The 21,797-nt window shown below is 74.5% G+C and carries 15 protein-coding genes; 12 read left to right on the top strand and 3 right to left on the bottom strand.

The features are described 5' to 3' along the window. Positions 1 to 5: 5 nt before the first annotated feature. The 3 genes from BJP25_RS17355 to BJP25_RS17340 all read left to right on the top strand — a co-directional run bounded on the left by BJP25_RS17355 (position 6) and on the right by BJP25_RS17340 (position 4,174). Complete coding sequence (locus BJP25_RS17355; protein ID WP_143219150.1) at positions 6 to 1,526, top strand: O-antigen ligase family protein; 1,521 nt, start codon at positions 6 to 8, stop codon at positions 1,524 to 1,526. 1,002 nt (positions 1,527 to 2,528) lie between these two features. Then, the gene (locus BJP25_RS32725; RefSeq protein WP_158075672.1) at positions 2,529 to 3,272 is read left to right on the top strand and encodes an FkbM family methyltransferase; all 744 of its coding nucleotides are present in this window, start codon (positions 2,529 to 2,531) and stop codon (positions 3,270 to 3,272) included. Further along, positions 3,269 to 4,174: an FkbM family methyltransferase gene (locus BJP25_RS17340; protein WP_075975994.1), complete on the top strand. Its 906-nt coding sequence runs from the start codon at positions 3,269 to 3,271 to the stop codon at positions 4,172 to 4,174. Before BJP25_RS32725 ends, BJP25_RS17340 begins: the two co-directional genes overlap by 4 nt. Here BJP25_RS17340 and BJP25_RS17335 read toward each other — a convergent pair. Continuing rightward, positions 4,123 to 4,725, bottom strand: a complete 603-nt coding sequence (locus BJP25_RS17335) for a serine O-acetyltransferase (protein WP_075975993.1) — start codon at positions 4,723 to 4,725, stop codon at positions 4,123 to 4,125. The two genes, BJP25_RS17340 and BJP25_RS17335, sit on opposite strands and share 52 nt — an antisense overlap. A gap of 108 nt (positions 4,726 to 4,833) precedes the next feature. Between BJP25_RS17335 and BJP25_RS17330 the strand changes: the two genes are divergently transcribed. Next, on the top strand, positions 4,834 to 5,601 hold the full coding sequence (locus tag BJP25_RS17330; RefSeq protein ID WP_198943531.1) for a class I SAM-dependent methyltransferase: 768 nt from the start codon (positions 4,834 to 4,836) through the stop codon (positions 5,599 to 5,601). A gap of 9 nt (positions 5,602 to 5,610) precedes the next feature. Here BJP25_RS17330 and BJP25_RS17325 read toward each other — a convergent pair whose 3' ends face one another. Then, positions 5,611 to 6,051: an STAS domain-containing protein gene (locus tag BJP25_RS17325; RefSeq protein ID WP_084794118.1), complete on the bottom strand. Its 441-nt coding sequence runs from the start codon at positions 6,049 to 6,051 to the stop codon at positions 5,611 to 5,613. 406 nt (positions 6,052 to 6,457) lie between these two features. After that, positions 6,458 to 7,831, bottom strand: a complete 1,374-nt coding sequence (locus tag BJP25_RS17320) for a PucR family transcriptional regulator (protein WP_075975991.1) — start codon at positions 7,829 to 7,831, stop codon at positions 6,458 to 6,460. Positions 7,832 to 8,796: 965 nt separating this feature from the next. Here BJP25_RS17320 and BJP25_RS17315 point away from each other — a divergent pair. The 8 genes from BJP25_RS17315 to BJP25_RS17280 all read left to right on the top strand — a co-directional run bounded on the left by BJP25_RS17315 (position 8,797) and on the right by BJP25_RS17280 (position 21,796). Further along, positions 8,797 to 10,560 carry a DUF6801 domain-containing protein gene (locus BJP25_RS17315; protein WP_075975990.1) on the top strand — a complete coding sequence of 588 codons (1,764 nt, stop codon included), beginning with the start codon at positions 8,797 to 8,799 and terminating at the stop codon, positions 10,558 to 10,560. Positions 10,561 to 10,759: 199 nt separating this feature from the next. Continuing rightward, complete coding sequence (locus BJP25_RS17310) at positions 10,760 to 12,025, top strand: lipase family protein (RefSeq protein ID WP_233158127.1); 1,266 nt, start codon at positions 10,760 to 10,762, stop codon at positions 12,023 to 12,025. A 233-nt stretch (positions 12,026 to 12,258) separates the two neighbouring features. Next, positions 12,259 to 15,168, top strand: coding sequence for a beta-ketoacyl synthase N-terminal-like domain-containing protein (locus BJP25_RS17305; protein ID WP_075975989.1), 2,910 nt, complete (start codon positions 12,259 to 12,261; stop codon positions 15,166 to 15,168). 371 nt (positions 15,169 to 15,539) lie between these two features. Continuing rightward, the gene (locus BJP25_RS17300; protein WP_075975988.1) at positions 15,540 to 17,639 is read left to right on the top strand and encodes an AMP-binding protein; all 2,100 of its coding nucleotides are present in this window, start codon (positions 15,540 to 15,542) and stop codon (positions 17,637 to 17,639) included. Then, positions 17,636 to 17,971 (top strand): hypothetical protein, encoded by a 336-nt coding sequence (locus BJP25_RS17295; protein ID WP_075975987.1) that lies wholly within the window; start codon positions 17,636 to 17,638, stop codon positions 17,969 to 17,971. The genes BJP25_RS17300 and BJP25_RS17295 overlap by 4 nt, the downstream gene beginning before the upstream one ends. A 402-nt stretch (positions 17,972 to 18,373) precedes the next feature. Further along, positions 18,374 to 19,636, top strand: coding sequence for a hypothetical protein (locus BJP25_RS17290; RefSeq protein WP_143219148.1), 1,263 nt, complete (start codon positions 18,374 to 18,376; stop codon positions 19,634 to 19,636). 58 nt (positions 19,637 to 19,694) lie between these two features. Continuing rightward, the gene (locus BJP25_RS17285; RefSeq protein ID WP_084794116.1) at positions 19,695 to 20,930 is read left to right on the top strand and encodes an ABC transporter ATP-binding protein; all 1,236 of its coding nucleotides are present in this window, start codon (positions 19,695 to 19,697) and stop codon (positions 20,928 to 20,930) included. A 116-nt stretch (positions 20,931 to 21,046) separates the two neighbouring features. Further along, on the top strand, positions 21,047 to 21,796 hold the full coding sequence (locus BJP25_RS17280) for an MlaE family ABC transporter permease (RefSeq protein WP_075976184.1): 750 nt from the start codon (positions 21,047 to 21,049) through the stop codon (positions 21,794 to 21,796). Position 21,797: the final 1 nt, after the last annotated feature.

Below are 21,797 nucleotides of genomic sequence, written 5' to 3'. Positions count from 1 at the left end.
TGCTGGTGACGGCGGTGGTGGCTGGTGGGGGCTCCGGGGCCGGGGCCGGGGTGGGGCGGCCCGCGCCGGTGCGGGGTGGGGCCGTGGCCGTGGCGGCGGGGGTGGGCGCGTGGTTGTTCGTGCCCGTGGTGGGGCGGATCTCGCTCACCGAGGTCGCCGCCGTGCTGCTCGCGCCCGCGGCGGTGCTGGCGCTGCTGCGGGTGCGGCGGATCGGGCCCGCCGTGCTGCTCACCGGGAGCGCGTGGATCGGCGGGCTGGTCCTGGGGCACCTGCTGCACCCGGCACCCGCGACCACGCTGGCCAAGGCCGTCGCCTCGGCCGGGGTGTTCGTGCTGACCGTGGGGCTGGTGTGCGGCATCCTGCGCGCGGGGTCCGACGGCGAGCGCGGGCCGCGGGACCTGCTCATCGCGGGGTTCGCGGTGGGGCAGGCGGTCGGGATCGTGCTCACCCCGCCCGACTACGCCGCCCTGGACCCGTGGAAGTTCGGGGTGGGGCAGTCGGTGACGCTGCTGGTGCTCATCGCCGTCAGCCGCTGGGCGCACCGGTACGACCGCGTCGCCGTGCCCGCCGCGCTGTCGCTGCTGGCCGCGCTGCACCTGGTGCTCGGGGCGCGCAGCCTGTCGCTGTTCGCCATCGTGATCGCGCTGGCCGCCGTGCTCACCCCCCGGGTGCCGTGGCGGCGGGGCTGGCCGCGGCTGGTCGCCGTGGCCGTGGCGGCCGGGCTGGCGGGCGTCCTGCTCGGCCAGCTCTACACCCAGCTGGCCACCGACGGCGACCTCGGCGCGGCCGAGCAGCAGAAGGTGTCCTTCCAGACCGGGGACTTCGGCATCGCCGTCGGCGGGCGCAAGGACGTGGTGTTCCTGGTGTCCGGGGTGCTCCAGAGCCCGATCACCGGGTGGGGGCCGTCGGCCAGGGTGCCCTCGGAGGTCAAGTCCGAGGCGGTGCTGTGGCTGCGCGAGCACGGCTACCCCGTCTACGGCTACGACCTGCTCACCTACGTGCTGCCCGATTCGCTGTACCTGCACTCGGTGCTGCTCGGCGCCTGGGTCACCGGGGGCGTGCTCGGGTTCCTCGCCTGGCTGCTGGTGTTCTGCGTCGTGCTGCGCGGGCTGGCGCGCGCGGTGCGCGACCGCGCGCTGGCCGAGGCGTACATGCTGCTGGTGGCCGCCTGGCACGTGCTGTTCTCACCCCTCGGCGACTCGACCCGCGGCCACATCGCGGTCGCCGTGGCGCTCGCGCTCACCGCCACGGTCGGGCGAGCGCACCAGCAGCGCGAAGAGCATCCCGGTGGTGATGGCGGTCATGACCGCGTACCCGATGACCCCGGCGACGGCACCATCCGCTGGCCAGAGCAGGGCCCCGACGAAGACGGCGGCGAGCCCGAAGGGCATCATCCCGGCCAGGACCGCGCTCACCGCGCCCTCGCGCCCGCAGGCCTGCAACCGGATCACCAGCACCTGCGCGAACACCACCATGGCGGTGACCGCGATGTAGCACCGCACCGCCGGGACGGCGGCCTCGAATGACGGGCCCGCCAACAGCGGCACCACCCAGTCCGCGAGCGCGAACACCACCGCGAGCCCGGCCACCGACACCACGCCCACCAGGTCCAGCGCCCGGCGGGCGGACTGCTCGCCGCGCGCCACCCCGGGCAGCAGCGCGGTCCCGGCGGCGGTGATGAGCAACCCCATGGGCCCCAGCAGCCGCGCTCCCACCGCGTACAGGCCGGCCTGGGTCGCACCGGCGGCCAGCGCGACGAGCGTGGTGTCCAGCAGCAGCAGGTTTCCCGCGACCGTCGCGCCCAGGAACCGGCCGCCGTAGCAGACGACCACGCGGGCGCGCAGCCCACGCGCGCCCGCACTGGCCCGCAGCACAGTCGGCAGCGCCACGAGCACCACGACCAGCGCCCCGAGCACCAGACCGCCGCACAGCGCGATCGCGGCGGGGGCGCCGATCGCGGAGGCGCCGAGCGCGGTCGCGACCGCGACGGCCCGCTCCAGCACGACGGTGGCCGCCGCCCGGCGCTGCATGCCGCCCGCGTTCCACAGCGCCTGGGCGAACAGGCCGACCCCGCGCACGCCCGCGTACCCCAGGGCCAGGGCGAGCGCGGGATCCCCCGAGACCACGCCCGCCAACACCGCGACCACCAGCACCAGCACGGGTTTCACCAAGCCGATCGCCCGCGCCGCGCTCGGTCCGATGCCGTCCGGGCCGTGCGCGCAGTCGCGCAGCACGCGCACGGAGGCGCCCGCGTCGGCGATGTTGGCCGCCGCCACGGCGATGCCGTAGTAGACCGCGACGCGGCCGAGCGCCTGCACGTCGTCGTGGCCGAGGGCGACCAGGGCGACGGCGGTGAGCACCTGGGCGACCAGCTGCCCACCGCCGACGGTGAGCAGTGCCAGCGCGGGGTGACTCGATCTGGTGGACTTCGGGGATCCGGGGAGCGACATGGTCCGCAGTATGTCCACAATCGAACCCCCCGTGCCCCGTCGGAACCGGAAGTTCGCCGGTTAGAAGGATGTGTCGCCGTGGCTGCCGCCCTGCTGGACTACGTCCCCACCTCCCTGCGCACCATCGCCAAGCGCGCCGCGCTGGCCGTGGGCGTGGAGATCACCCGCAACCCCTTCGCCAAGCGGCTCACCGCGCTGTGCGACCGGCTCGACGTGCGCGCCGTGCTCGACGTCGGCGCCAACAGCGGGCAGTACGCGACGTTCCTGCGCCAGGCCGGGTTCGCCGGGCACATCGTGTCCTGCGAACCGGTGGCCGACGCGCACGCCAAGCTGGTCCGCGCCGCGGCCGCCGACCCGGCCTGGCACCCCGAGCGGCTGGCCCTGGGCCCGAGCGCGGGCGAGGTCGAGGTGAACGTGTCGGGCAACTCCTACTCCTCGTCCGTGCTGCCGATGCTCGACGCGCACCGCGACGCCGCACCGGAGTCGGCCTACGTGCGCACCGAGAGCGCACCGATGTCCACTGTGGATGACCTGCTGGGCACCTACGGCTACCCGCCGGAGCGCACCCTGCTCAAGATCGACGTGCAGGGCTACGAGTGGGAGGTGCTGCAGGGCGCCCGCGCGGTGCTGCCCGCGCTGGCCGCGGTGCAGGTCGAGCTCTCGCTCACCCCGCTCTACGACGGCCAGCGGCTCATGGGCGACATCAGCGACCTGCTGGTGGCGGCCGGGCTGGAGCTGTGGGCGATCGAGCCGGGCTTCTGCGACCCGGCCACCGGGCGGATGCTCCAGTGCGACGGCGTGTTCGTGCGGTCCGGCTCGTGAGCGCGCCCACCGCCGAGGCGCTGTCCGGGCCGCTGCCGCAGCCGCTGCCCCGGCCCGCCCTGCGCCCCACCGGGCCGGTGCCCGCCCGCGCCAGGGTCGTCGCCGCGCTGGCCCGCGGGCACGCCTGGGCCACCCGGGGCGCGCAGGCCATGCCGGTGCTCGCCGCCCTCGACCGGCTGCTGCCCCCCGGCCTGCCGCCGGTCGCCGCCACGTTCGCGCCCGGGATCGGGCTGCGGGTGGACGGGGCGCTCGCCCGCGGGGCGGTGCTGGCCGCGGGTTACGAGCACCGCGAGGCCGAGCTGCTGGCCGGGGCGCTGCGCCCGGGCGGGGTGTTCCTGGACGTGGGCGCCAACGTGGGCTGGTTCAGCCTGCTGGTGGCCGCGCACCGCCGCGACGCCGCGGTGTGGGCCGTGGAGGCCGTGCCCGCCACCGCGGACCTGCTGGCGCAGAACGTCGCCGCCTCCGGGCTCACCGGGGTCGAGGTGGTGCGGGTGGCCGCCGGGCGGGTGCGCGGCACGGCGGTGTTCACCCTGCACGAGGACAGCGCCTACGCCCACCGCGACGGCCTCGCCGAGGACGTGCGGGTGCCCCAGCGCAGCACCGGCGAGGTGGAGTGCCCGGTGGTGCCGCTGGACGAGGTGTGGCGCGAGCGCGGCGCCCCCCGGGTCGACGCGGTGAAGGTCGACGTGGAGGGCGCCGAGCTGGACGCGCTGGCGGGGATGGGGGAGCTGCTGCGGGCGCACCGGCCGGTGCTGGTCGTCGAGGCGCCGACCGAGGACTCCCGCCGCGCGGTGGCCGACGCGGTGCGCCCGCTGGGCTACCGGCCGCGGGAGTGCCCGGGGGTGCTGCCCTACAACGCGGTCTTCTGCGCCTCGGCCGTGTCCGGGGTCGCGGAGCGCTGATGCGACCACTGCTCGGTGGCCTGCCCGGCGTTGCGGCCCGCGGTGTGGGCGTGCCTGCGGACGATGCGCGCCGGGTTGCCCGCCGCCACCGCGCCCGCGGGCACGTCGTGCAGCACCACCGCGGCGGCGCCGACCATCGCGCCCGAGCCGATGCGCACCGGGCCGAGCACGGTCGCGCCCGCGCCGAGGAACACGTCATCACCGACCACCGGGTACTCGTGGCCGCGGTTCTCGCCCAGCCGCTCGCCCAGGGTCACCCGCTGGCAGATGAACGCGTTGGCGCCCACCACCGCCCTGGTGCCGATGGCGATGCCGTTGGGGTGCTCGATGCGCACCCCCGGGCCGATCTCGGCCCCCACGACGAAGTCCGCGCCGGTGAGCACGTGGTTCAGCGAGCGCAGCAGCGGGGCGGCGACGCGCTGGTCGGCGGCCTGCTGCCAGCGGTAGAGCAGCGTGGCCAGCACACCCGGCCGGGTCAGCACCAGCCAGGCCGCGCGCACCGGGCCCACGCGGTCGCGCCCGGTCACCGCGCGCAGGTCCGCGCGGAACATCTCAGTCCATGGGGGACGCATCATCACTCCACTCCGGATCGACTGCTCGAAGGGTAGGCGCCGATGACCGGGCTCACCGAGCCGAACGCCGTGGCACAACACCAAAGTGTGGGTTTCGGCGAGGGGTTCGACTACACAGCGGGGTCCCCGCACCTGCGGCACCGCGCGCTGCGGGCGAAGGTGGTGGCGGCCTGCCAGGCGGCGGTGCGCGACGTGCTCGACCGCGACGGCCGCTGCCGGGTGCTGGAGGTGGGTGCCGGGCACGGCACGTTCACCGAGCACGTGGCCGCGCTCGGCGCGGAGGTGTGGGTGACGGAGATGAGCCCGGCCAGCGCGGACTTCCTGGCCCGGCGGTTCGTCCACAACGACCGGGTGCACGTGGTGCACGACCCGGACGGCACCGCGGGGGCGCGCGGCCCGGAGGTGGACGTGGTGCTCGCGGTGTCGGTGCTGCACCACATCCCCGACTACGTGGGCGCGGTGGAGGCGCTGCTGCCCAGGATCGCCCCGGGTGGCGCGTTCGTCAGCTACCAGGACCCGCTGTGGTACCCCCGGCGGTCGCGGCTGTCCTTCGCCGTCGACCGCGGCGCGTACTTCGCCTGGCGCGTCACCCGGGGCGACCTGCTGCGCGGGGTGGCGTCGCTGGGCCGCAGGCTGCGCCACGCGCATGACCCGGAGAACCCCTCGGACATGGTGGAGTACCACGTGGTGCGGCAGGGGGTGGACGAGCAGGCGCTCGTGGCCGCGCTCGCCCCGCACTTCGCCTCGGTGGAGGTGGACCGGTACTGGTCGACCCAGGCCGGGTGGTTGCAGTCCGCGGGCGAGCGGATCGGACCCCGCACCACCTTCGGCATCACCGCCACCGGCCGGGTCTGACGCGCGGCGCTACTTCCCCGTGCGGGGGGACGGGACGTCCGAGCAGGCGGCGACCGCCTCGGCCACGGAGTCGAACGGGCGCAGCGTGCCGAGCAGGCCGGTGGCTTCCAACCCGCGGCGCACCACCGGGCCGCAGCAGGCCAGGTGGAAGCGGCCGCCGTCGTCCTCGGCCCGGCGCCGGGCCCGCACCAGCAGGGTGATCCCGCAGGCGCCGACGAAGTCGACCTCGGCCAGGTCCAGCACCAGGGCGGGGCCGCGCTGGCGCACCGCGATCGCCGCCTCGGCGGTGTCGCGGGTGGCCAGGTCGATGTCGCCGGACAGCCGCAGCACCGGCACGTCCGCGACGCGGTAGTGGTGGACGGACAGGAGGGGTGTGGTCTCGTGCCGCGCGCGCTCGGCGCCGGTGGCGGGTGTGGCGCGTTGTGCGGGCACGATGGGCCGCATGGGCATGTGGCGCTCCCTGTTGTCGGGGCGGCCACGCGGAGGATGCTTGGTCGTCACACCGGGGAGGTCAGGGTCCCCGGGCACATTCCCAACGCAGCGTCACCTTGGGCGGGACTCCCTACCGACGGTACGCCGGTTGACGGGGAGCACAACCCCCATGGCCCGATCGTGGCGTTGTGGCTGGTGAGGGGGGTGGGTGTCGCCTCGCCTTCGGCGTCGGCTCTGGAAGAGCCGGGATTTTTGGGGCTGGCTCGATGCGGTGGTCTCGTGTGGCCGGGGCCCCTGCGGCGATAGGGGCTTGGCCGGGCTGCCGGGTGCTCTGGTGGCAAGCACAGGCGGGCCCTGGGGTGGGGCCCGCCTGCGTGGTGGTGCGTGGATGTGCTGTGACTACGGGGTTATCCGGGTGCGGGGGTTATCTGGCTGCCGCCAGGCGGTAGGGGGGACGGGGTTCGTCGTCCTCGTCGTGGTCGGCGGGGGTGCGCTGGTTGGGGACCCGGGGGGTGAGCAGAGCCCTGGCGCGCAGCGCGATCTCCATGCAGAGGCGTTCCTGGGGGTCGTCCAGGCGTTCGCCGAGGAGTTCTTCGACCTGGTGCATGCGGTAGCGGACGGTCTGGGGGTGGACGTCGAGGCGGGCGGCGATGTCGTTGATGCCGCCGCGGGTCTCCAGCCAGGCCAGGAGGGTGGCGGTGAGGCGTTCGCGCTGCTTGTCGGTGAGGTCGGCGAAGGGGGCCAGGGCCCGGGCGGTGAGCTGGTCGAGCAGGAACTCGTCGGAGAGCAGGACCAGGGCCGAGAGGTGGTCGGTGCAGCGGGTGGTGGGGGTGTCGGGCAGGACGCCGCGCTGGACGAGGGTGAGGGCGCGGCGGGCGCAGGCCAGCGAGCGGTGGGCCTCCGACAGCGGCACCGTGGGACCGACGGCGGCCCGGCGACCCGCCAGGGCGCGGGTGAGGGCGGGCAGGTGGCGGTCGGGGTCGGCCACGACCACGCACGGGTCGGCGCTCTCCAGGTCGACCAGCAGCTCACCGCCCAGGGCGGTGGTGGTGGGGAAGCCGGGGCGGTGCTCGACGGCGATGACGGCGACCTCGTCGGGCACCACCCAGTCGGTCGTGCCCGCCAGGTCGGCGATGGCCTGCGGGGCGACCGGGGGCGTGGCCAGGATCAGCTTCATCAGCTGCCTGCGCCTGCGCTCCAGGGCGCCGGTGGCGTTGCTCTGCGCCTCGGAGAAGCCCGCGATCGCCACCGCGCACACCTCGTCGACGTAGGCGAAGATGCGGTCGGCCAGGGTGAACAGGGTGTCGGTGGGCACGCCCATCTCGCGGCCGACCGCGCTCATCCTGCGCCAGACCACGCGGGCGCCGACGCGCACCGCCGTCTGCAGCGCGTCCATCGTGCGGCCCTGCGCGTGCTCGACCTTGCCCGCGTAGGTGAAGGCGTTCGTCCAGTCGTGCACCGCGCCGCTGACGTCGGCGGAGGAGTCGAAGCAGCGCACCACCGCCATCTCGACCGACCCCACCAGCACCTCCCGGAACTGGCCCTGCAGCGGCTGGTCGTAGGCCGGGACGGCGGCGCGGATCTCGGTGATCACCTCGCGGACGAGGTCGGTGGACTCGCGGCGCAGCCGGTCGGCCAGCGCCTGCGGGATCGCCGACCACAGCGCCCTGGCCGCGCCGATGGTGCGGGTCGGGTCCACCGGGCTCGGCGGCGTCGGCGGGTGCTGGGCGTGCGCCCGGGGCGCGAGCGCGCCGCGGGCCGGGGGCTGGCCCGCGGGGCGGGGCGGCCCGGCGGGCACCCGGCCCGTCCCGGGGACCGCGGCCCTGGTCGACCCCGGACCGGGCCGGTGGGCGTTCGCCGAAGGGCCCGCGAGTCGCACCGGGCCCGCGGCCGCTCCGGGTCGTCCGGTGGTCGGTCTCGGTTCCATCGACATGCGCCACCTCTTCGTGACAAAACAGCCGTCCGTGTCAACAGGGACGGTGACCGGTTTGCTCCGCTGACGATAAATTCGCCATCCGGAACGTGTCAAACGGTTGGTGAAACATCCAGGAAATCAGCGGCAACCGGCGAACGTGAAGAAGTTTCTTGTCGCGGGGTGAGGGGTTCGCGCGGGCGACCTCGTACCCCGGTGACAAGACCTCAGCCGGCGACCGGGGGTATGCGGACAGCGCCGTTCACCGCTGCTAGCTGCGAGGACCGCGTCGGCGCACGGACCGCACCCGCGCGTGCGCGCATCGTGACAGTTGTCATCCCCGTGCGCGGCCGGGTGTCCGGCATTGGCAGCAATGGCTAATCAATTCTTGACATCGGCTTCTTCGACGGGGTTGTGCGGCAACCTTACCAGTGGGTAAGTTGCCTGGTCATGACTGAAATGCTTCAGTCGTGCTCCGGTGCCCACCGGCGTGGATTACCGTGGTTTCAGGGTCCAGTGCGGGTGGTAAGGGGCGGGTGAAGTCGCAATTGTCGCCCGCTCCGGACAACGGAGCGCTATTTGTCGGCAAAGGAGACGGGAAATGGGACCAGGTCGCAGCCGCCGGTGCGCGCGCCACGACCGGGTCGTCGTTCCCGGGCCGCCCGCGTCGCGTCGACGCCCCGCCACCCCGCGCACCGCGGGACCCGGCACCGCGGTCGAGGAGGTCCTGACCGCACCGAGATAGGTCCGAGTGCGGCAGGCGCGGTCAACGCCGCCCGGCCGCCGCAACCCCCGGGCTCGTCCCCGCCGCTCGCGGGTCGAGTGCGTCCCCACGGGAACGGAAAGAGGATATGAGAGTCCTGAAGTCGAAGAAGCTGGTGGCGGCCTCGTCCGCCGTCGGCGTGACCGGGGTGGTGATCGCCGGTCTGCTGCTCTCGGCCGGGTCCTCCGCCGCGGAGACCGTGCAGGTCGACAAGACGCTGACCTACAGCTGCCCCTTCCCGCTGATCGGCATCCAGAAGCTCACGGTGCAGATCAAGACGACCGTCGAGACCCCGGCCAACGAGGGCGGCGAGCTCAAGGCGGGCGACTTCACCGCGACGGTGACCGTCCCCGAGACCGCCACCCAGGGCCTGGTGCTGGTCGGCGCGAAGACCGTGGAGGGCACCGGCAGCGCCGGGATCACCCTGGTCAACGCCGGGACCACGCTGCCGATCTCGATCCCCGACCTCGCGGTGGCCAAGACCGACGTCCCCGCCTCCGGCACGTTCACCGTGAGCGCGACCGGCAAGGTGCCCACGGCGTTCCCGAAGCAGGGCCCGACGTCGGTCTCCATCGGCAACTTCTCCACCACGCTGACGCCGAAGACCGCCGCGGGCGCCGAGACCGGCCTGGGCACCTTCACCTCGGACTGCACCCTGGACCCCGGCCAGGACACCAAGATCCTCGACTTCACCGTGGGCCCGCCCACCGGTGGCCCCACCACCACGGTGCCGACCTCGGGCAGCTCGACTGAGCCCACCTCGGGCACGACCGAGCCCACCTCGGGCACGACCGAGCCGACCTCCGGCACCACCGAGCCCACCTCGGGCACCACGGAGCCGACGACCGAGCCGACGACCACCACCAGCCAGCCCGGTGGCGGCGGCGGCCAGCCGGTGACCGTCGACAAGTCGCTCAACTACACCTGCCCGTTCCCGCTGATCGGCAAGCAGACGCTCGCGGTGCAGATCAAGGCGACGCTGACCCCGCCCGCGGCGGCAGGCGGCAACCTGACCACCTCGGACTTCTCCGCCATCGCGACCGTCCCGGAGACCGCGACCTCGGGCCTGGCGCTCGTGGGCGCCAAGACCGTCGAGGGCTCGGCCGAGGCCAAGGTCATCGCCGACAACGCCGGTCAGCAGATCGACGTCACCATCCCCGGCCTGGTCGTGCCGAAGACCGACGTCCCGGCCGCGGGCACCTTCACCGTGACCGCCTCCGGCGACGTGGCCCCGCAGCCGGTCCCCAACGCCGGTGAGACCACGGTCAAGGTGGGCGACTTCACGACCACGCTGACCCCGAAGACCGCCGCGGGCGCCGAGACCGGCCTGGGCACCTTCACCTCCGCGTGCACCCTGATCGAGGGCCAGGACACCCTGCTGGCGACCTTCACCGTGGGCACCGGCGGCGGCACCACCACCCCGCCCACCTCGGGCAGCACCACGCCGCCGACCTCGGGCTCGACGACCCCGCCGACCTCGGGTTCCACCACCCCGCCCACCTCCGGCAGCACCACGCCGCCGACCTCGGGCAGCACCACCCCGCCCACCTCGGGCAGCACCACCCCGCCGACCTCCGGCACCACCACCTCGGCGACCCTGCCGACGGTGCCGACCACCACGGTGACCACCACCGAGCCGCCCGTGCTCACCCAGGACCCGATCGGGTACCCGGACGGCGGCAACACCGGCGGCGGCAGCTGGGGCGGGGGCTACCCCTCCGGCGGCAGCGGCGGCGGCCTGGCCTCCACCGGTGCCTCCATCGGCCTGCCGCTGGGCATCGGCGCCGCGCTGGTGCTGGCGGGCGCTGGCGCGCTCGTCTGGCAGCGCCGCCGGGCCCGCAAGCAGGTCTGACGGTCCTGACCGACCGCTGAGCACGATCCCCGGATGCCCGGTGGAGCACCCCGCTCCGCCGGGCATCCGGCTTGTCACCGGTCCCACGCGCGGCCGGTGGGTATTTGTGAGAAATCAATGAGGAAATACGGCACTAACCGGTGGTAATCTGCTGCTGGTTCATTGTCGTTCCTATTTCCGGTCGGTGCGGAGGTCAATGGTGTCCAGGAAGCACGCGCGCGCGTCGCGGGCCGCGGCGGTGGTGCCGCTGCTGGCGGCGAGCCTGGTCGCGGGGGTCTGGTCGGCCCCGGCGAGCTCGGCGACCGCGGCCGGGGCGGCGGCGGAGAAGGGGTTGGCGCAGAGCCTGGCCGATTCCAAGGAACCGATCGACCCCGATTTCTACGTGCCGCCGAACCCGCTGCCCTCGGGCAAGCCCGGCGACGTCATCCGGGTCAAGGCCACGCAGTCCGGCTCGGCCACCGACAAGATCAGCGCGTGGAAGGTCATGTACCTGTCCACCAGCGCGCTGGGCCAGCCGATGGCGGTCACCGGCACCCTGCTCACGCCCAAGGGCAAGGACCCCAAGACCACCCCCGTGGTGAGCTTCGCGGTCGGCACGCACGGCCCGGCGTTCAAGTGCACGCCCAGCTACATGTCCGAGATCGGCGCGCTCTACGAGCAGCCCGCGGTCAACGACTTCATCGCCCAGGGCTGGTCGGTGGCCATCACCGACTACGAGGGCTACGGCCCCAACCCGAGCAAGACCACCTACATCACCGGCCAGTCCGAGGGCCGCGCGGTGCTCGACATCGTGCGCGCGGGCCGCAACGTGCCCGAGGTCGGCTGGTCGGCGAGCGCGAAGGTGCTCACCCGCGGCTACTCCCAGGGCGGCGGCGCCGCGCTGTGGGCCGCCCAGCTCCAGCCGACCTACGCCGCCGACGTCAACCTCGTCGGCGCGGCGGGCGGCGGCGTGCCCGCCGACCTGACCCAGGTGGCGCTCTCGCTCGACGGCAAGAAGGGCTTCGGCTTCCTGGCCTACGCCCTGCTGGGCCTCGACCACGCCTACCCGGACCTCAAGCTGGCGAACTACTACAACGACGCCGGGCGCCAGCTGTTCTCCGAGCTGGAGAACGGGGCCTGCACCGTCGAGCTGCTGAGCACCTACGCGAACAAGAAGCTGATCGACTACACCACGACCAGCCCGGTGCTCACCCCGCCGTGGCTGGCCAGGGTCGCGGAGAACAAGCTCGGCACCGCCAAGATCGCCGTGCCGGTGTACCAGTACCTCGGCGCCCAGGACGACCTGGTGGCGCCCTCGCAGGGCCGCCAGCTGCGCAAGGACCTGTGCGCCAACGGGACCTCGGTGCAGTTCAAGGAGTTCCAGTCCGACCACATCACCCTGGTCTACACCGGCAACAAGGACGCGCTGGCGTTCATGAAGGACCGGATCGACGGCAAGCCCGCCACGCCGAACTGCGGCGCGTGACCGAGGCCTGACCGCCGGACCCGCGAGGGCCCTGGCGGGGTGCGACGAGCACCCCGGCAGGGCCCTCGCGGCGTTCCCGGACTGTCCCAACTGGACCCGCTGCTCCCGGCGGGACAACACCGCGCGGCGGAAACGGCGTTGCGCGCCAAGTTCCGCGGCGCGCCTTGACGCTGTCCGGTGTGGACTCCTACGGTCGCCCGACCAGGCCTGCTGGGACGGGAGGGCGGCGCGAGATGACCGAGGCCCAGGACCGCGCGCACGACGAGCGCCCGGAGCTGGTGCTGGCGGGCGGCCCCGGCGGGCGGGCGTGCGCCGCCCTCTGCGGCGCGGTCTCGGCCGCGGGCGGGCTGGGCGTGCTGGACCTGGGCGCGGGCGACCACCTGGCGACCGCCGCGCTGCGCCACGCGGCCGGGTGGCCCGCCGACCGCCGCTTCGGCATCCGGGTCCCGGCGGGCTGCGCGCTGGACCCGGCCGCCGTCACCGCCGTGCTGGGCCCGGCCGCGGCGCGGCTGGCCGCCGTGGTGCTCGGCGCGGGCTCGCCGTGGCGGGTCGCCGACGTGCCCGACCGGTACTTCGTGCTGGTCGAGGTGGGGTCGGACGCCGCGGCGGCGGCCGCGGACGAGCAGGGCGCGGACGGGCTGGTGGCGCAGGTCGGCGGCCCCGGCGGGGTGCTGCTGGCGCGGCGGCTGCTCGACCCCGGGCGCCAACCGCTGCCGGTGTGGCTGCGCGGCGGCATCGGCCCGGCCGCCGCCGCGGCCGCCGTGCTGGGCGGTGCCGCGGGCGTCGTGCTCGACACCCAGCTGGCGCTGCTGCCCGAGGCGGACGTGCCGGACCCCGTGCTCGACGACGCCCAGGCAGTGCGGTTCCTCGACCGGTTCGGCGGGGCCGCCAAGGCCGTGCGCGCGGTGCTCAACACCGTCGCCGACGCCGCGGGCGCCGCTCACCCGCCCGTCCCGCACACCACCGCGCCGGGCTCGGCCGCGCGCGTGCGGACGGCCGCCGAGCTGGCGCGCGCGCTCGACGCGGGGGAGCGGCGGCTCGTCCTCGACGAGCCTGCGGGCGGCAGCGGGTTCGCGCAGTGGCAGGCGCAGGTCGACGTGCTGGCCGACCACCCCCGCGCCCCAGGCGCGCAGGTGGTGTTCGCCGGTGGGGGCGGCGCTGGAGCGGTCCCCCTGGTCGCCGGGCTCACCAGCGGGCTGGTCGCGCGCGGTGTCGAGGTCGGCCTGCTGGTGGCGGGGACCGGCGACGTGGGCGCTGGGACCGGCGACGCCGCGGGCGTGCTGGGCGAGCGCGCCGCCCAGGTGCGCGCGGAGCTGGGCACGGCGTGGGCGCAGGCGCCCGAGCGGCAGTCGCTCGACGTCGCCGTCGTCGGCCTGGCGTGCGCGGTGGCGGGCGCCGACGACCTCGACGGGTTCTGGGCGGGCGCGGTGCACGGCGAGGTCCCGGCGCGACCACCGGGGGAGCCGGTGGCGGTGCTGGAGGTCGCCCGTCGCGCGCTCGCCGACGCGGGCGTGGCGCACGACGCCGAGCGCACGGGCGTGGTGTTCGGCGCCGGACCGGGGGCCGACCTCGTCGCCGCGCAGCTCGGCGCGCTGGGCCTGGGCGGCCCCGCGCTCCTGGTCGACGCCGCGTGGGCCTCCGGGCTGGCCGCCGTGGACGCCGCGCGCAAGGAGCTGGCCTGCGGCGGGTCGCGGGTGGTGCTGGCGGGCGCCACCGACCCGGTGGGCGGCACCGCGTGCGTCGTCCTCAAGCGGTTGACCGACGCCGAGCACGACGGCGACCGGGTCTACGCCGTGCTCGGCGGGGCGGGTGCCGGGCGCGGCGCGGTCGAGCGGGCGCACGCCGACGCGGGCACGGCGCCCGCGGCGGCCGGGCTCGTCGAGCTGCACGGCCACGGGCGCCCCGGGCACGTGGACCGGGTGGCGGGCCTGGCGGGCGTGGTGCGCGCGGCGATGGCGCTGCACACCGGCGTCCGACCGCGCCCGGACGGCCCGGCGGCCCCCTGGCCGCGGGCCCCGCTCGACCGGGTGGCGGGCATCGGCGCCGCGGGGCTGGGCGCCGCCGAGCACCACCTGGTGCTGGTGGGCCACCCCTCGGCGGCGTTCACCCGGCGCGGGCTGCGGCGCTGGCCCGCGGAGCTGTTCACCTTCCACGGCAGCGCGGCCGCGGTGCAGGAGCACCTGGCCGCGCTGCTCGACCTGGCCACCTCCGGCACCCCGGGCACCCTGCTCGACCTCGCCCGCACCAGCGCGCTGCGCACCGGCGCCGGGCCCGCGGGCGTCGCGCTCGTCGCCACCGGGGTGGCCGAGCTGGTGGCGCTGCTGCGCCGCGCGCTGCGCGGCGAGACCGACCCGGCGGCGGGCCTGCACCGCGCGGGCGCGGAGCCGGGCGGGGTCGCGGTGCTGTTCCCCGGCGCGGGCGGCGCGCGGCCCGGAATGCTCGCCCACGTCCTCGTCGCCTTCCCCCACCTGGCCCGCCACCTCGGCCGCGGCACGCTGGCCGAGGCCCTGCACGGGCCGGGCGCGCTCGGGCGCGCCGGGCTCGACCCCGGCCTGGCCCCGGCCGCCCTCGGCGCGGCCGGGCTGGTCTACGACGAGCTGCTGGGCGAGCTGGGCGTGGTGGCCGACGCGTACGCGGGCCACGGCTACGGCGAGCTGGTCGCGCTGGCCGCGGCCGGGTGCTTCGACCCCAGGCTGCTGGTGCCGCTGGCCACCGGCCACGCCGCCTTCGCCGACGTGCGCCTGGCCCCGCCCCGGGTGCCGGTGTTCTCCACCCGCGACGCCGAGCCCCGGGCGGCGCGGGCGCGCTGGGCCGAGCAGGTGGAGGCCATGCACGCCGCGGGGGTGCGGGTGTTCGTCGAGGCCGGGCCGGGGCGGGCGCTGGGGGAGCGGGTGCGGGCCGTGCTGGGCGGGCGGCCGCACGTCGCGGTCGCCCTGGAGCCCGAGCCGGGCCGCGCCCCCGGTGGCGGGCTGCCCGGGCTGCTCGCGGCGCTGGCGGAGCTGGCGGTGGCCGGGGTGGGGGTGCGCACCCGGTGGCTGACGGCGGGCCGGGGCGGTCGCGAGGTCCCCGCGCCGCCGGTGCCCGCGCACCCGCGCTGGGCGCTCGGCGGGGGCGGGCTCACCGCGCTCCCGCCGTCGGCGTGAGATTCCCGGGCGGGGCGGCGCACCCCGTGGGAAATGCACTCGACGCCATTGTTGCGATTCGCAGCATGCACGTCGGCCCGCCGTGGTACCGGTGGCGGGGCCCGCGTCGCGCGGCCGCGGGGGGCTGCTCCGGATGGCCGACGCCCTGACACCCTGGGCACCCGTATAGTCGCAGGTCGTCGCGGGAAACCTACTCACGGATCAAGATCCCGGCGCTGCGCGCCGGTGACAAAAAACGGCCGTGGGTGTGCGCTCCGGGAGCACTTTCCCCGCAGGAGCGCGCACGCCCTTGACCCGGGGTTAATTCGGGTGATTCATTCGGTGAACCGAGGTGCGAACGGGCCGAGGAAGCGAGACCGAGGACGGTTGTCATGGCTGCCGACTGCGTGGTTTTCGACATGACGGTGGACCACACCCGGTCCGCCCTCTGGGAGGTGCTGGGCGAGCCCGCCCGCTACCCCCGGTTCTTCCGCGGCATCTCCAGCTGCGACAAGCTCGCCGTCGACGCCTACGGCGCGCCCGACGAGTACGCGCTGCGCGCCTGCCTCGGCGACTTCGCCGTCATCGAGCACCGGCTGCGCGCGGTCATCAACCGCCGGGACGAGCAGCTGGTGCTCGCGGGCGTGCCCGACACCGGCGGCTGGGTCTCGGTGCGGCTGTCCGACGCGGGCCCCGGCCGCACCCAGGTCAAGATCGTGTTCTTCAAGCCGATGCTGCGCCACGAGCGCGGCGCCACCTGGTCGGAGTCGGAGATCCGCGGCTGGGCCCGCGACGGCCTGCGCCGGGTCTGCGACCACCTGGCCCAGGTGCCCGACGCGCGCGCCGACCGCCACCGCGAGCCCGGCGGCACCAAGGTGCACGTGGCCAGGACGCTGGTCGGCGCGGGCATCTTCTCCCCGGCCCGGCCCGACCGCACGGTGCGCCAGCTGCACGCGCTGTTCAAGTGGGGCGCCACCCTCGCGGGCGGCTACTGCGCCGCCGCGGCCCGGTCCCCGCGCAACCTCGCCATCTCCGACGAGGAGGGCGAGCTGACCTTCGCCGAGGTCGACGCGCGCACCACCAAGCTGGCCAACGCGTTCCAGGCCCTCGGCGTCGTCGAGGGCAAGAAGGTCGGCGTGCTCTGCCGCAACCACCGCTACCTCGTGCAGGCGCTGGTGGCGCTGGGCAAGCTCGGCGCCGACGCGGTGCTGTTCAACACCGGCCTGGCCGGTGCGCAGATCGACGACATGGTGCGCAGGCACACCGTCACCGCCCTGGTCTCCGACGACGAGTTCGTGCCGCTGCTGCGCTACGTGCCCCAGGACGTGCCGATCATCGGCACCGGCAAGCCCACCGAGGACACCGACACCACCATCGACGAGCTCATCGAGGAGGGCGAGCGGGCCAAGCTGCCCGCCCCCAAGGAGCCGGGCAGGCTGATCGTGCTCACCTCGGGCACCACCGGCACCCCCAAGGGCGCCCGCCGCCCCACCCCCGGGCTCTCCGACGCCGCGCAGGTGCTCTCCCGCATCCCGCTCAAGGCCAACGACCGGATCTTCGTCGCCGCGCCGATCTTCCACAGCTGGGGCCTGACCGCGTTGCAGATCGCCATGCCGCTGCGCGCTGGGTTGGTCGTGCAGCGCCGGTTCGACGCGGAGAGCACGCTGCGGGCCATCCAGGACAACAGGTGCACCGCGCTGATCGCCGTGCCGATCATGCTCCAGCGGATCATGAACCTGCCCCGGGAGGTGCGCTCGCGCTACGACACCTCGTCGCTGCGCGTGGTGGCCTCCTCCGGGTCGGCGCTGCCGGGCCAGCTGGTCACCGCGTTCATGGACGACTTCGGCGACATCCTCTACAACTTCTACGGCTCCACCGAGGTCTCCTCGGCCACCGTGGCCGGGCCCGCCGACCTGCGCGCGGCGCCCACCACCGCGGGCCGCCCGCCGCAGGGCACCCGCATCGGCCTGCTCGGCCCGGACGGCGACCCGGTGCCGCCGGGGGTGGTCGGGCGCATCTTCGTCGGCAACGACATGCTCTTCGACGGCTACACCGACGGGCAGGCCAGGGAGATGCGGCACAAGCTCATGGACACCGGCGACCGCGGCTACTTCGACGCCGACGGGCGGCTGTTCGTCTCCGGCCGCGACGACGAGATGATCGTCTCCGGCGGGGAGAACGTGTTCCCGCGCCCGGTGGAGGAGGTGCTGGTCGACCTGCCGCAGGTGGAGGAGGCCGCGGTGGTCGGCGTGCCGGACACCGAGTACGGCCAGCGGCTGGTCGCCTACGTGGTGGTCCGCCCCGGCGCCCGCCTCGACGAGGACTCCATCCGCGCCTACGTCCACCAGCGGCTGGCCCGGTTCTCGGTGCCGCGCGAGGTCATCTTCGTCGACGAGCTGCCGCGCAACCAGACCGGCAAGGTGCTCAAGCGCGTGCTGGCCGAGGGCGACCTGATGGAGCACGCGGGCGCGGGCGACGGCGACGCCGCGTGAGCCCGGGGTGGTGGGCGGCGGCGACTGCGCTGCTCGCCGCCGCCGCCCTGGCCGGTGCGCTGCTGCGGCGCCGCGCGCGCCGCGCCCGCAGCCGCTTCCGGCTGGTGCTCGACGAGGTGGCGCTGGAGGTCTCCGGCCTCGCCGACGACCTGGCCGCGCTGCCGCGCCGCTGCGGCGGCGTCGTCGCCGAGCAGCGCCGCCGCTCCACCCTGGCCCACCGCGAGGCCAGCAGGCTGCTCGCCGCGGCCCGCACGCCCGCCGACCTCGGCGCCGCCTGCGCCATCGCCCGGGGCAGCCGCGACGACCTCAGAATCGTGCGCGAAGGGGCGTGAAGGGACCGGTCGGGCACCGCGGAAAATCCGGGGCGGGCCCGTTCGGCCCAGTTGCACCGGCTCCCAATGTTCTCGGAATAGGGGCGCGATCCGGAATTGTCGGCACCGGTCGCCCACTTGCCTCCGCCGGTGACAAGTCTGCGCGCCCCGATGCTCACCGGCGGACAAAGTTGCCCCCGGGGGAGGTTTAGACGCAGGTCGGAGTGCCTGATGATGTTGCACCCCGACCACAAAGAGCGGCTCCCACTGCGCGGTCGATGACAACAACAGAAGTGTTACCGCTCGGTATGGAAAGCGCTGTTGTCACCGTGGTGACACGCTGGTAACGTCCGATCCCGTGCTCGCGGCGCGCCCTGCGCGTCATTTTGCCCGCATATTCATCGGCAGGTGAGTGGACAACCCATGAACGTTTCCGTGACCCGAAAGCGCCGCCGCCTCGCGGTCCGGTCCGCGCTCGCCGCGGTCGTCCTCGGTGCCGTCGCGGGCGGGGTGTACTACAGCACCAGCGCCGCCACCGCGGGCCAGACCCCGGTCGCCGCCTCGTTCAGCTGCGCGCTGCCGGGCGGGCAGCAGGTCGCCGTGCCGATCGAGTTCGGGGTGAGCGTGCCGGACACCGCCACCGCGGGCACCGCCACCACGATCACCCCGAGCGCCAAGGTCACCCTCCCCGCTGCCGCCGTGACCGCGCTGCGCGGCACCGAGGCCACCACCGTGGACGCCACCCTCACCCCGAAGCTGGAGCTGACCGACGCGTCGGGCACCAGCGAGGTCAAGGCCAACCCGCTGGCCATCAAGGCGATGGCGCTGCCCGCCGAGGGCGAGCTGGTGCTGCCGCTGGCGGGCACCCCGGTGCAGGTGACCCCGTCCGGGGCGGGCACCGCCCAGATCCAGCTCACCGGCCTCACCGCGCAGCTGGCCGCGGGGGAGCGGCAGGTCGAGTGCACCTCCTCGTCGAACACCGGCGCCCTGGGCAGCTTCGAGGTGGGCGCCACCAAGGCCACCCCCACCCAGCAGCCGCAGCAGCGGGTGCAGGCCGCGCCCGGCGGCGGGGTCAGCGCCCAGGCCGGGTTCAAGGTCAACTTCGACGTCACCGTCACCACCACCCTGAAGAAGGTGGACAACGCGCAGGTCGTGCTCACCGGCACGCTCAAGTCCGAGCTGCCGGTCGCGCCGCCGCCGCCGGAGGGCAACCCGCTCACCGGCGAGCTGACGCTGAACCCGGTGAAGGACAACTACCTCGTGGTCTTCCGGTTCATGCCGGTCTTCAACGACATCACCGCGACCTCCGACGGCCCGGTCACCGGCCGGGTGTTCGTCGACGTCGCCAGCGGCACCGCCGACACCAAGGCCGTGTCGAAGGTCGTGCTCAAGATCGACCGGGTCCGCCAGGGCAGCAGCGACCCCAACGGCGGGGTCCTGGTCATCGACAAGGGCGTCAACTGCCGCACCGCGAGCCCGATCGAGGTCCCGATCAGCGGCAAGATCGGCATCCGCCCCGGGACCGAGACCGAGATCTCCACCAAGGCCACCATCCCGCCGTTCGCGGGCTGCACCGCCAGGACCGGCGAGGACATGAGCCGGTTGTTCACCGGCCTGGTGTCCGGCCCGGACACCCCGGTGGTCGTCAAGCTGAAGTCGCTGTGCCTGGGCGACTGCCCGGCGTGATCGCGCCGGGTCGGGCGCGGAGCAGAGAACAACGAGCTGTACCCCTACGGGAGGTGTGATGGGTGTCGAGGTCGCCGTCGAGGGCCTGAGCAAGTCGTTCGGCAACCAGGCCATCTGGCGGGACGTCACGCTCACGTTGCCCTCCGGTGAGGTCAGCGTGCTGCTGGGTCCCTCGGGCACCGGCAAGTCGGTGTTCCTCAAGTGCCTGATCGGGCTGCTCAAGCCGGAGAAGGGCCGCGTGGTGATCAACGGGGTCGACCTGTGCTCCTGCCCGGAGCGCGACCTCTACGAGATCCGCAAGCTGTTCGGCGTGCTGTTCCAGGACGGCGCGCTGTTCGGGTCGATGAGCATCTTCGACAACGTGGCGTTCCCCCTGCGCGAGCACACGAAGAAGTCGGAGAAGGAGATCCGCGACATCGTCATGTCCAAGATGGACATGGTCGGCATGCTCGGCGCGGAGATGAAGCTGCCCGGCGAGATCTCCGGCGGCATGCGCAAGCGCGCGGGCCTGGCCCGCGCGCTGGTGCTCGACCCGCAGATCATCCTGTGCGACGAGCCGGACTCCGGCCTCGACCCGGTGCGCACCGCGTACCTGTCGCAGCTGCTGATCGACCTCAACGCCCAGATCGACGCCACCATCCTCATCGTGACCCACAACATCAACGTGGCGCGCACGGTGCCGGACAACCTGGGCATGCTCTTCCGCAAGGAGCTGGTCATGTTCGGCCCGCGCGAGGTGCTGCTGACCTCCGAGGAGCCGGTGGTCGAGCAGTTCCTCAACGGCCGCCGCCTGGGCCCCATCGGCATGTCCGAGGAGAAGGACCAAGCGCAGATGGCCCAGGAGCGCGCGCACGTCGAGGCCGGGCACTCCGACGGCGCCCTCGACGAGGACCTGCGCGGCGTGGTGCCCCAGCTGGAGCCCACCCCCGGCCTGCCGCCGCGCGACGCCGCCCGGCGCCGCCGCCAGCGGGTCATGCAGATCCTGCACACGCTGCCCGAGTCCGCCCAGCACGGCATCCTCGCCAGCCTCTCGCGCGACGACTACGAGCGCTACCAGGAGTGGCGCCGCCGCACCACCGGCATGCCCATGCCCAGCTCGCCCACCGCGACGCTGCCGCGCGAGCAGACCCAGGTCAGCCAGCAGCTGCCGACCCGGCCCGCGAGCCGCGCGGGGCAGCCCACCCAGCAGGTCCAGCGCCCGCCCCAGCAGCGCCCGGCCGCCCCGCCGCAGCCGCAGCAGGCGCCGCCGACCCGGCCGCGGCCGCGGCCCTGGCGACGGGAAGAGGGGCAATGAGCACCACCACCCCGCCCCCGCCCCCCGCGGCGGGCCCGCCGACGCGCAAGGTGCCCGCGCGGACCTCGCGCAAGCAGTCGCCGCTGCAGCCGATCGTCAACGGCGCCACCAGCTCGATGCGCGAGTTCGGCAACATGTTCGCCCTCGCGCTCGACGTGATCGTGCAGATCTTCAAGCGGCCGTTCCAGGCGCGGGAGTTCATCCAGCAGTTCTGGTTCATCGCCAGCGTCTCGATCATGCCCGCGGCGCTGGTGGCCATCCCGTTCGGCGCGGTCATCACCCTGCAGCTGGGGTCGCTGACCGCGCAGATCGGCGCGGACTCGTTCAACGGCGCCGCCTCGGTGCTCGCGGTCATCCAGCAGGCCAGCCCGATCGTCACCACGCTGGTGGTCGCGGGCGCCGGTGGTTCGGCCATCTGCGCCGACCTGGGCTCGCGGACCATCCGCGAGGAGATCGACGCGATGATGGTGCTGGGCGTGTCCCCGATCCAGCGCCTGGTGGTGCCCCGCGTGCTCGCCGCCATGGGCGTGGCCGCGCTGCTCAACGGCATGGTCTCGGTCGTCGGCGTGGTCGGCGGCTACGTGTTCAACGTGATCGTGCAGGGCGGCACCCCCGGTGCCTTCCTGTCCTCGTTCTCCGCCCTGGCGCAGCTGTCGGACCTGTGGGTCGGCACCATCAAGGCGCTCATCTTCGGCTTCCTGGCCGGGCTGGTCGCGGCCTACCGCGGCATGAACCCCAAGGGCGGGCCCAAGGGCGTCGGCGACGTGGTCAACCAGTCCGTCGTCATCACCTTCCTGCTGCTGTTCCTGGTCAACCTGATCATCTCCGTCGTGTACCTGCAGCTCGTCCCCGCGAAGGGAGCGTGAG

The organism is Actinokineospora bangkokensis (genome assembly GCF_001940455.1).
Taxonomy (GTDB): domain Bacteria; phylum Actinomycetota; class Actinomycetes; order Mycobacteriales; family Pseudonocardiaceae; genus Actinokineospora; species Actinokineospora bangkokensis.
This window is presented reverse-complemented; position numbering and strand designations above follow the sequence as displayed.

Bases quoted from the DNA above. Each gene is read 5' to 3' on its own strand.
- BJP25_RS17300 (WP_075975988.1), top strand. From the start codon at position 15,540: ATGGCTGCCGACTGCGTGGTTTTCGACATGACGGTGGACCACACCCGG.
- BJP25_RS17290 (WP_143219148.1), top strand. From the start codon at position 18,374: ATGAACGTTTCCGTGACCCGAAAGCGCCGCCGCCTCGCGGTCCGGTCC.
- BJP25_RS17315 (WP_075975990.1), top strand. From the start codon at position 8,797: ATGAGAGTCCTGAAGTCGAAGAAGCTGGTGGCGGCCTCGTCCGCCGTC.
- BJP25_RS17335 (WP_075975993.1), bottom strand. From the start codon at position 4,725: ATGTTCCGCGCGGACCTGCGCGCGGTGACCGGGCGCGACCGCGTGGGC.
- BJP25_RS17325 (WP_084794118.1), bottom strand. From the start codon at position 6,051: ATGCCCATGCGGCCCATCGTGCCCGCACAACGCGCCACACCCGCCACC.
- BJP25_RS17280 (WP_075976184.1), top strand. From the start codon at position 21,047: ATGCGCGAGTTCGGCAACATGTTCGCCCTCGCGCTCGACGTGATCGTG.
- BJP25_RS17285 (WP_084794116.1), top strand. From the start codon at position 19,695: ATGGGTGTCGAGGTCGCCGTCGAGGGCCTGAGCAAGTCGTTCGGCAAC.
- BJP25_RS17305 (WP_075975989.1), top strand. From the start codon at position 12,259: ATGACCGAGGCCCAGGACCGCGCGCACGACGAGCGCCCGGAGCTGGTG.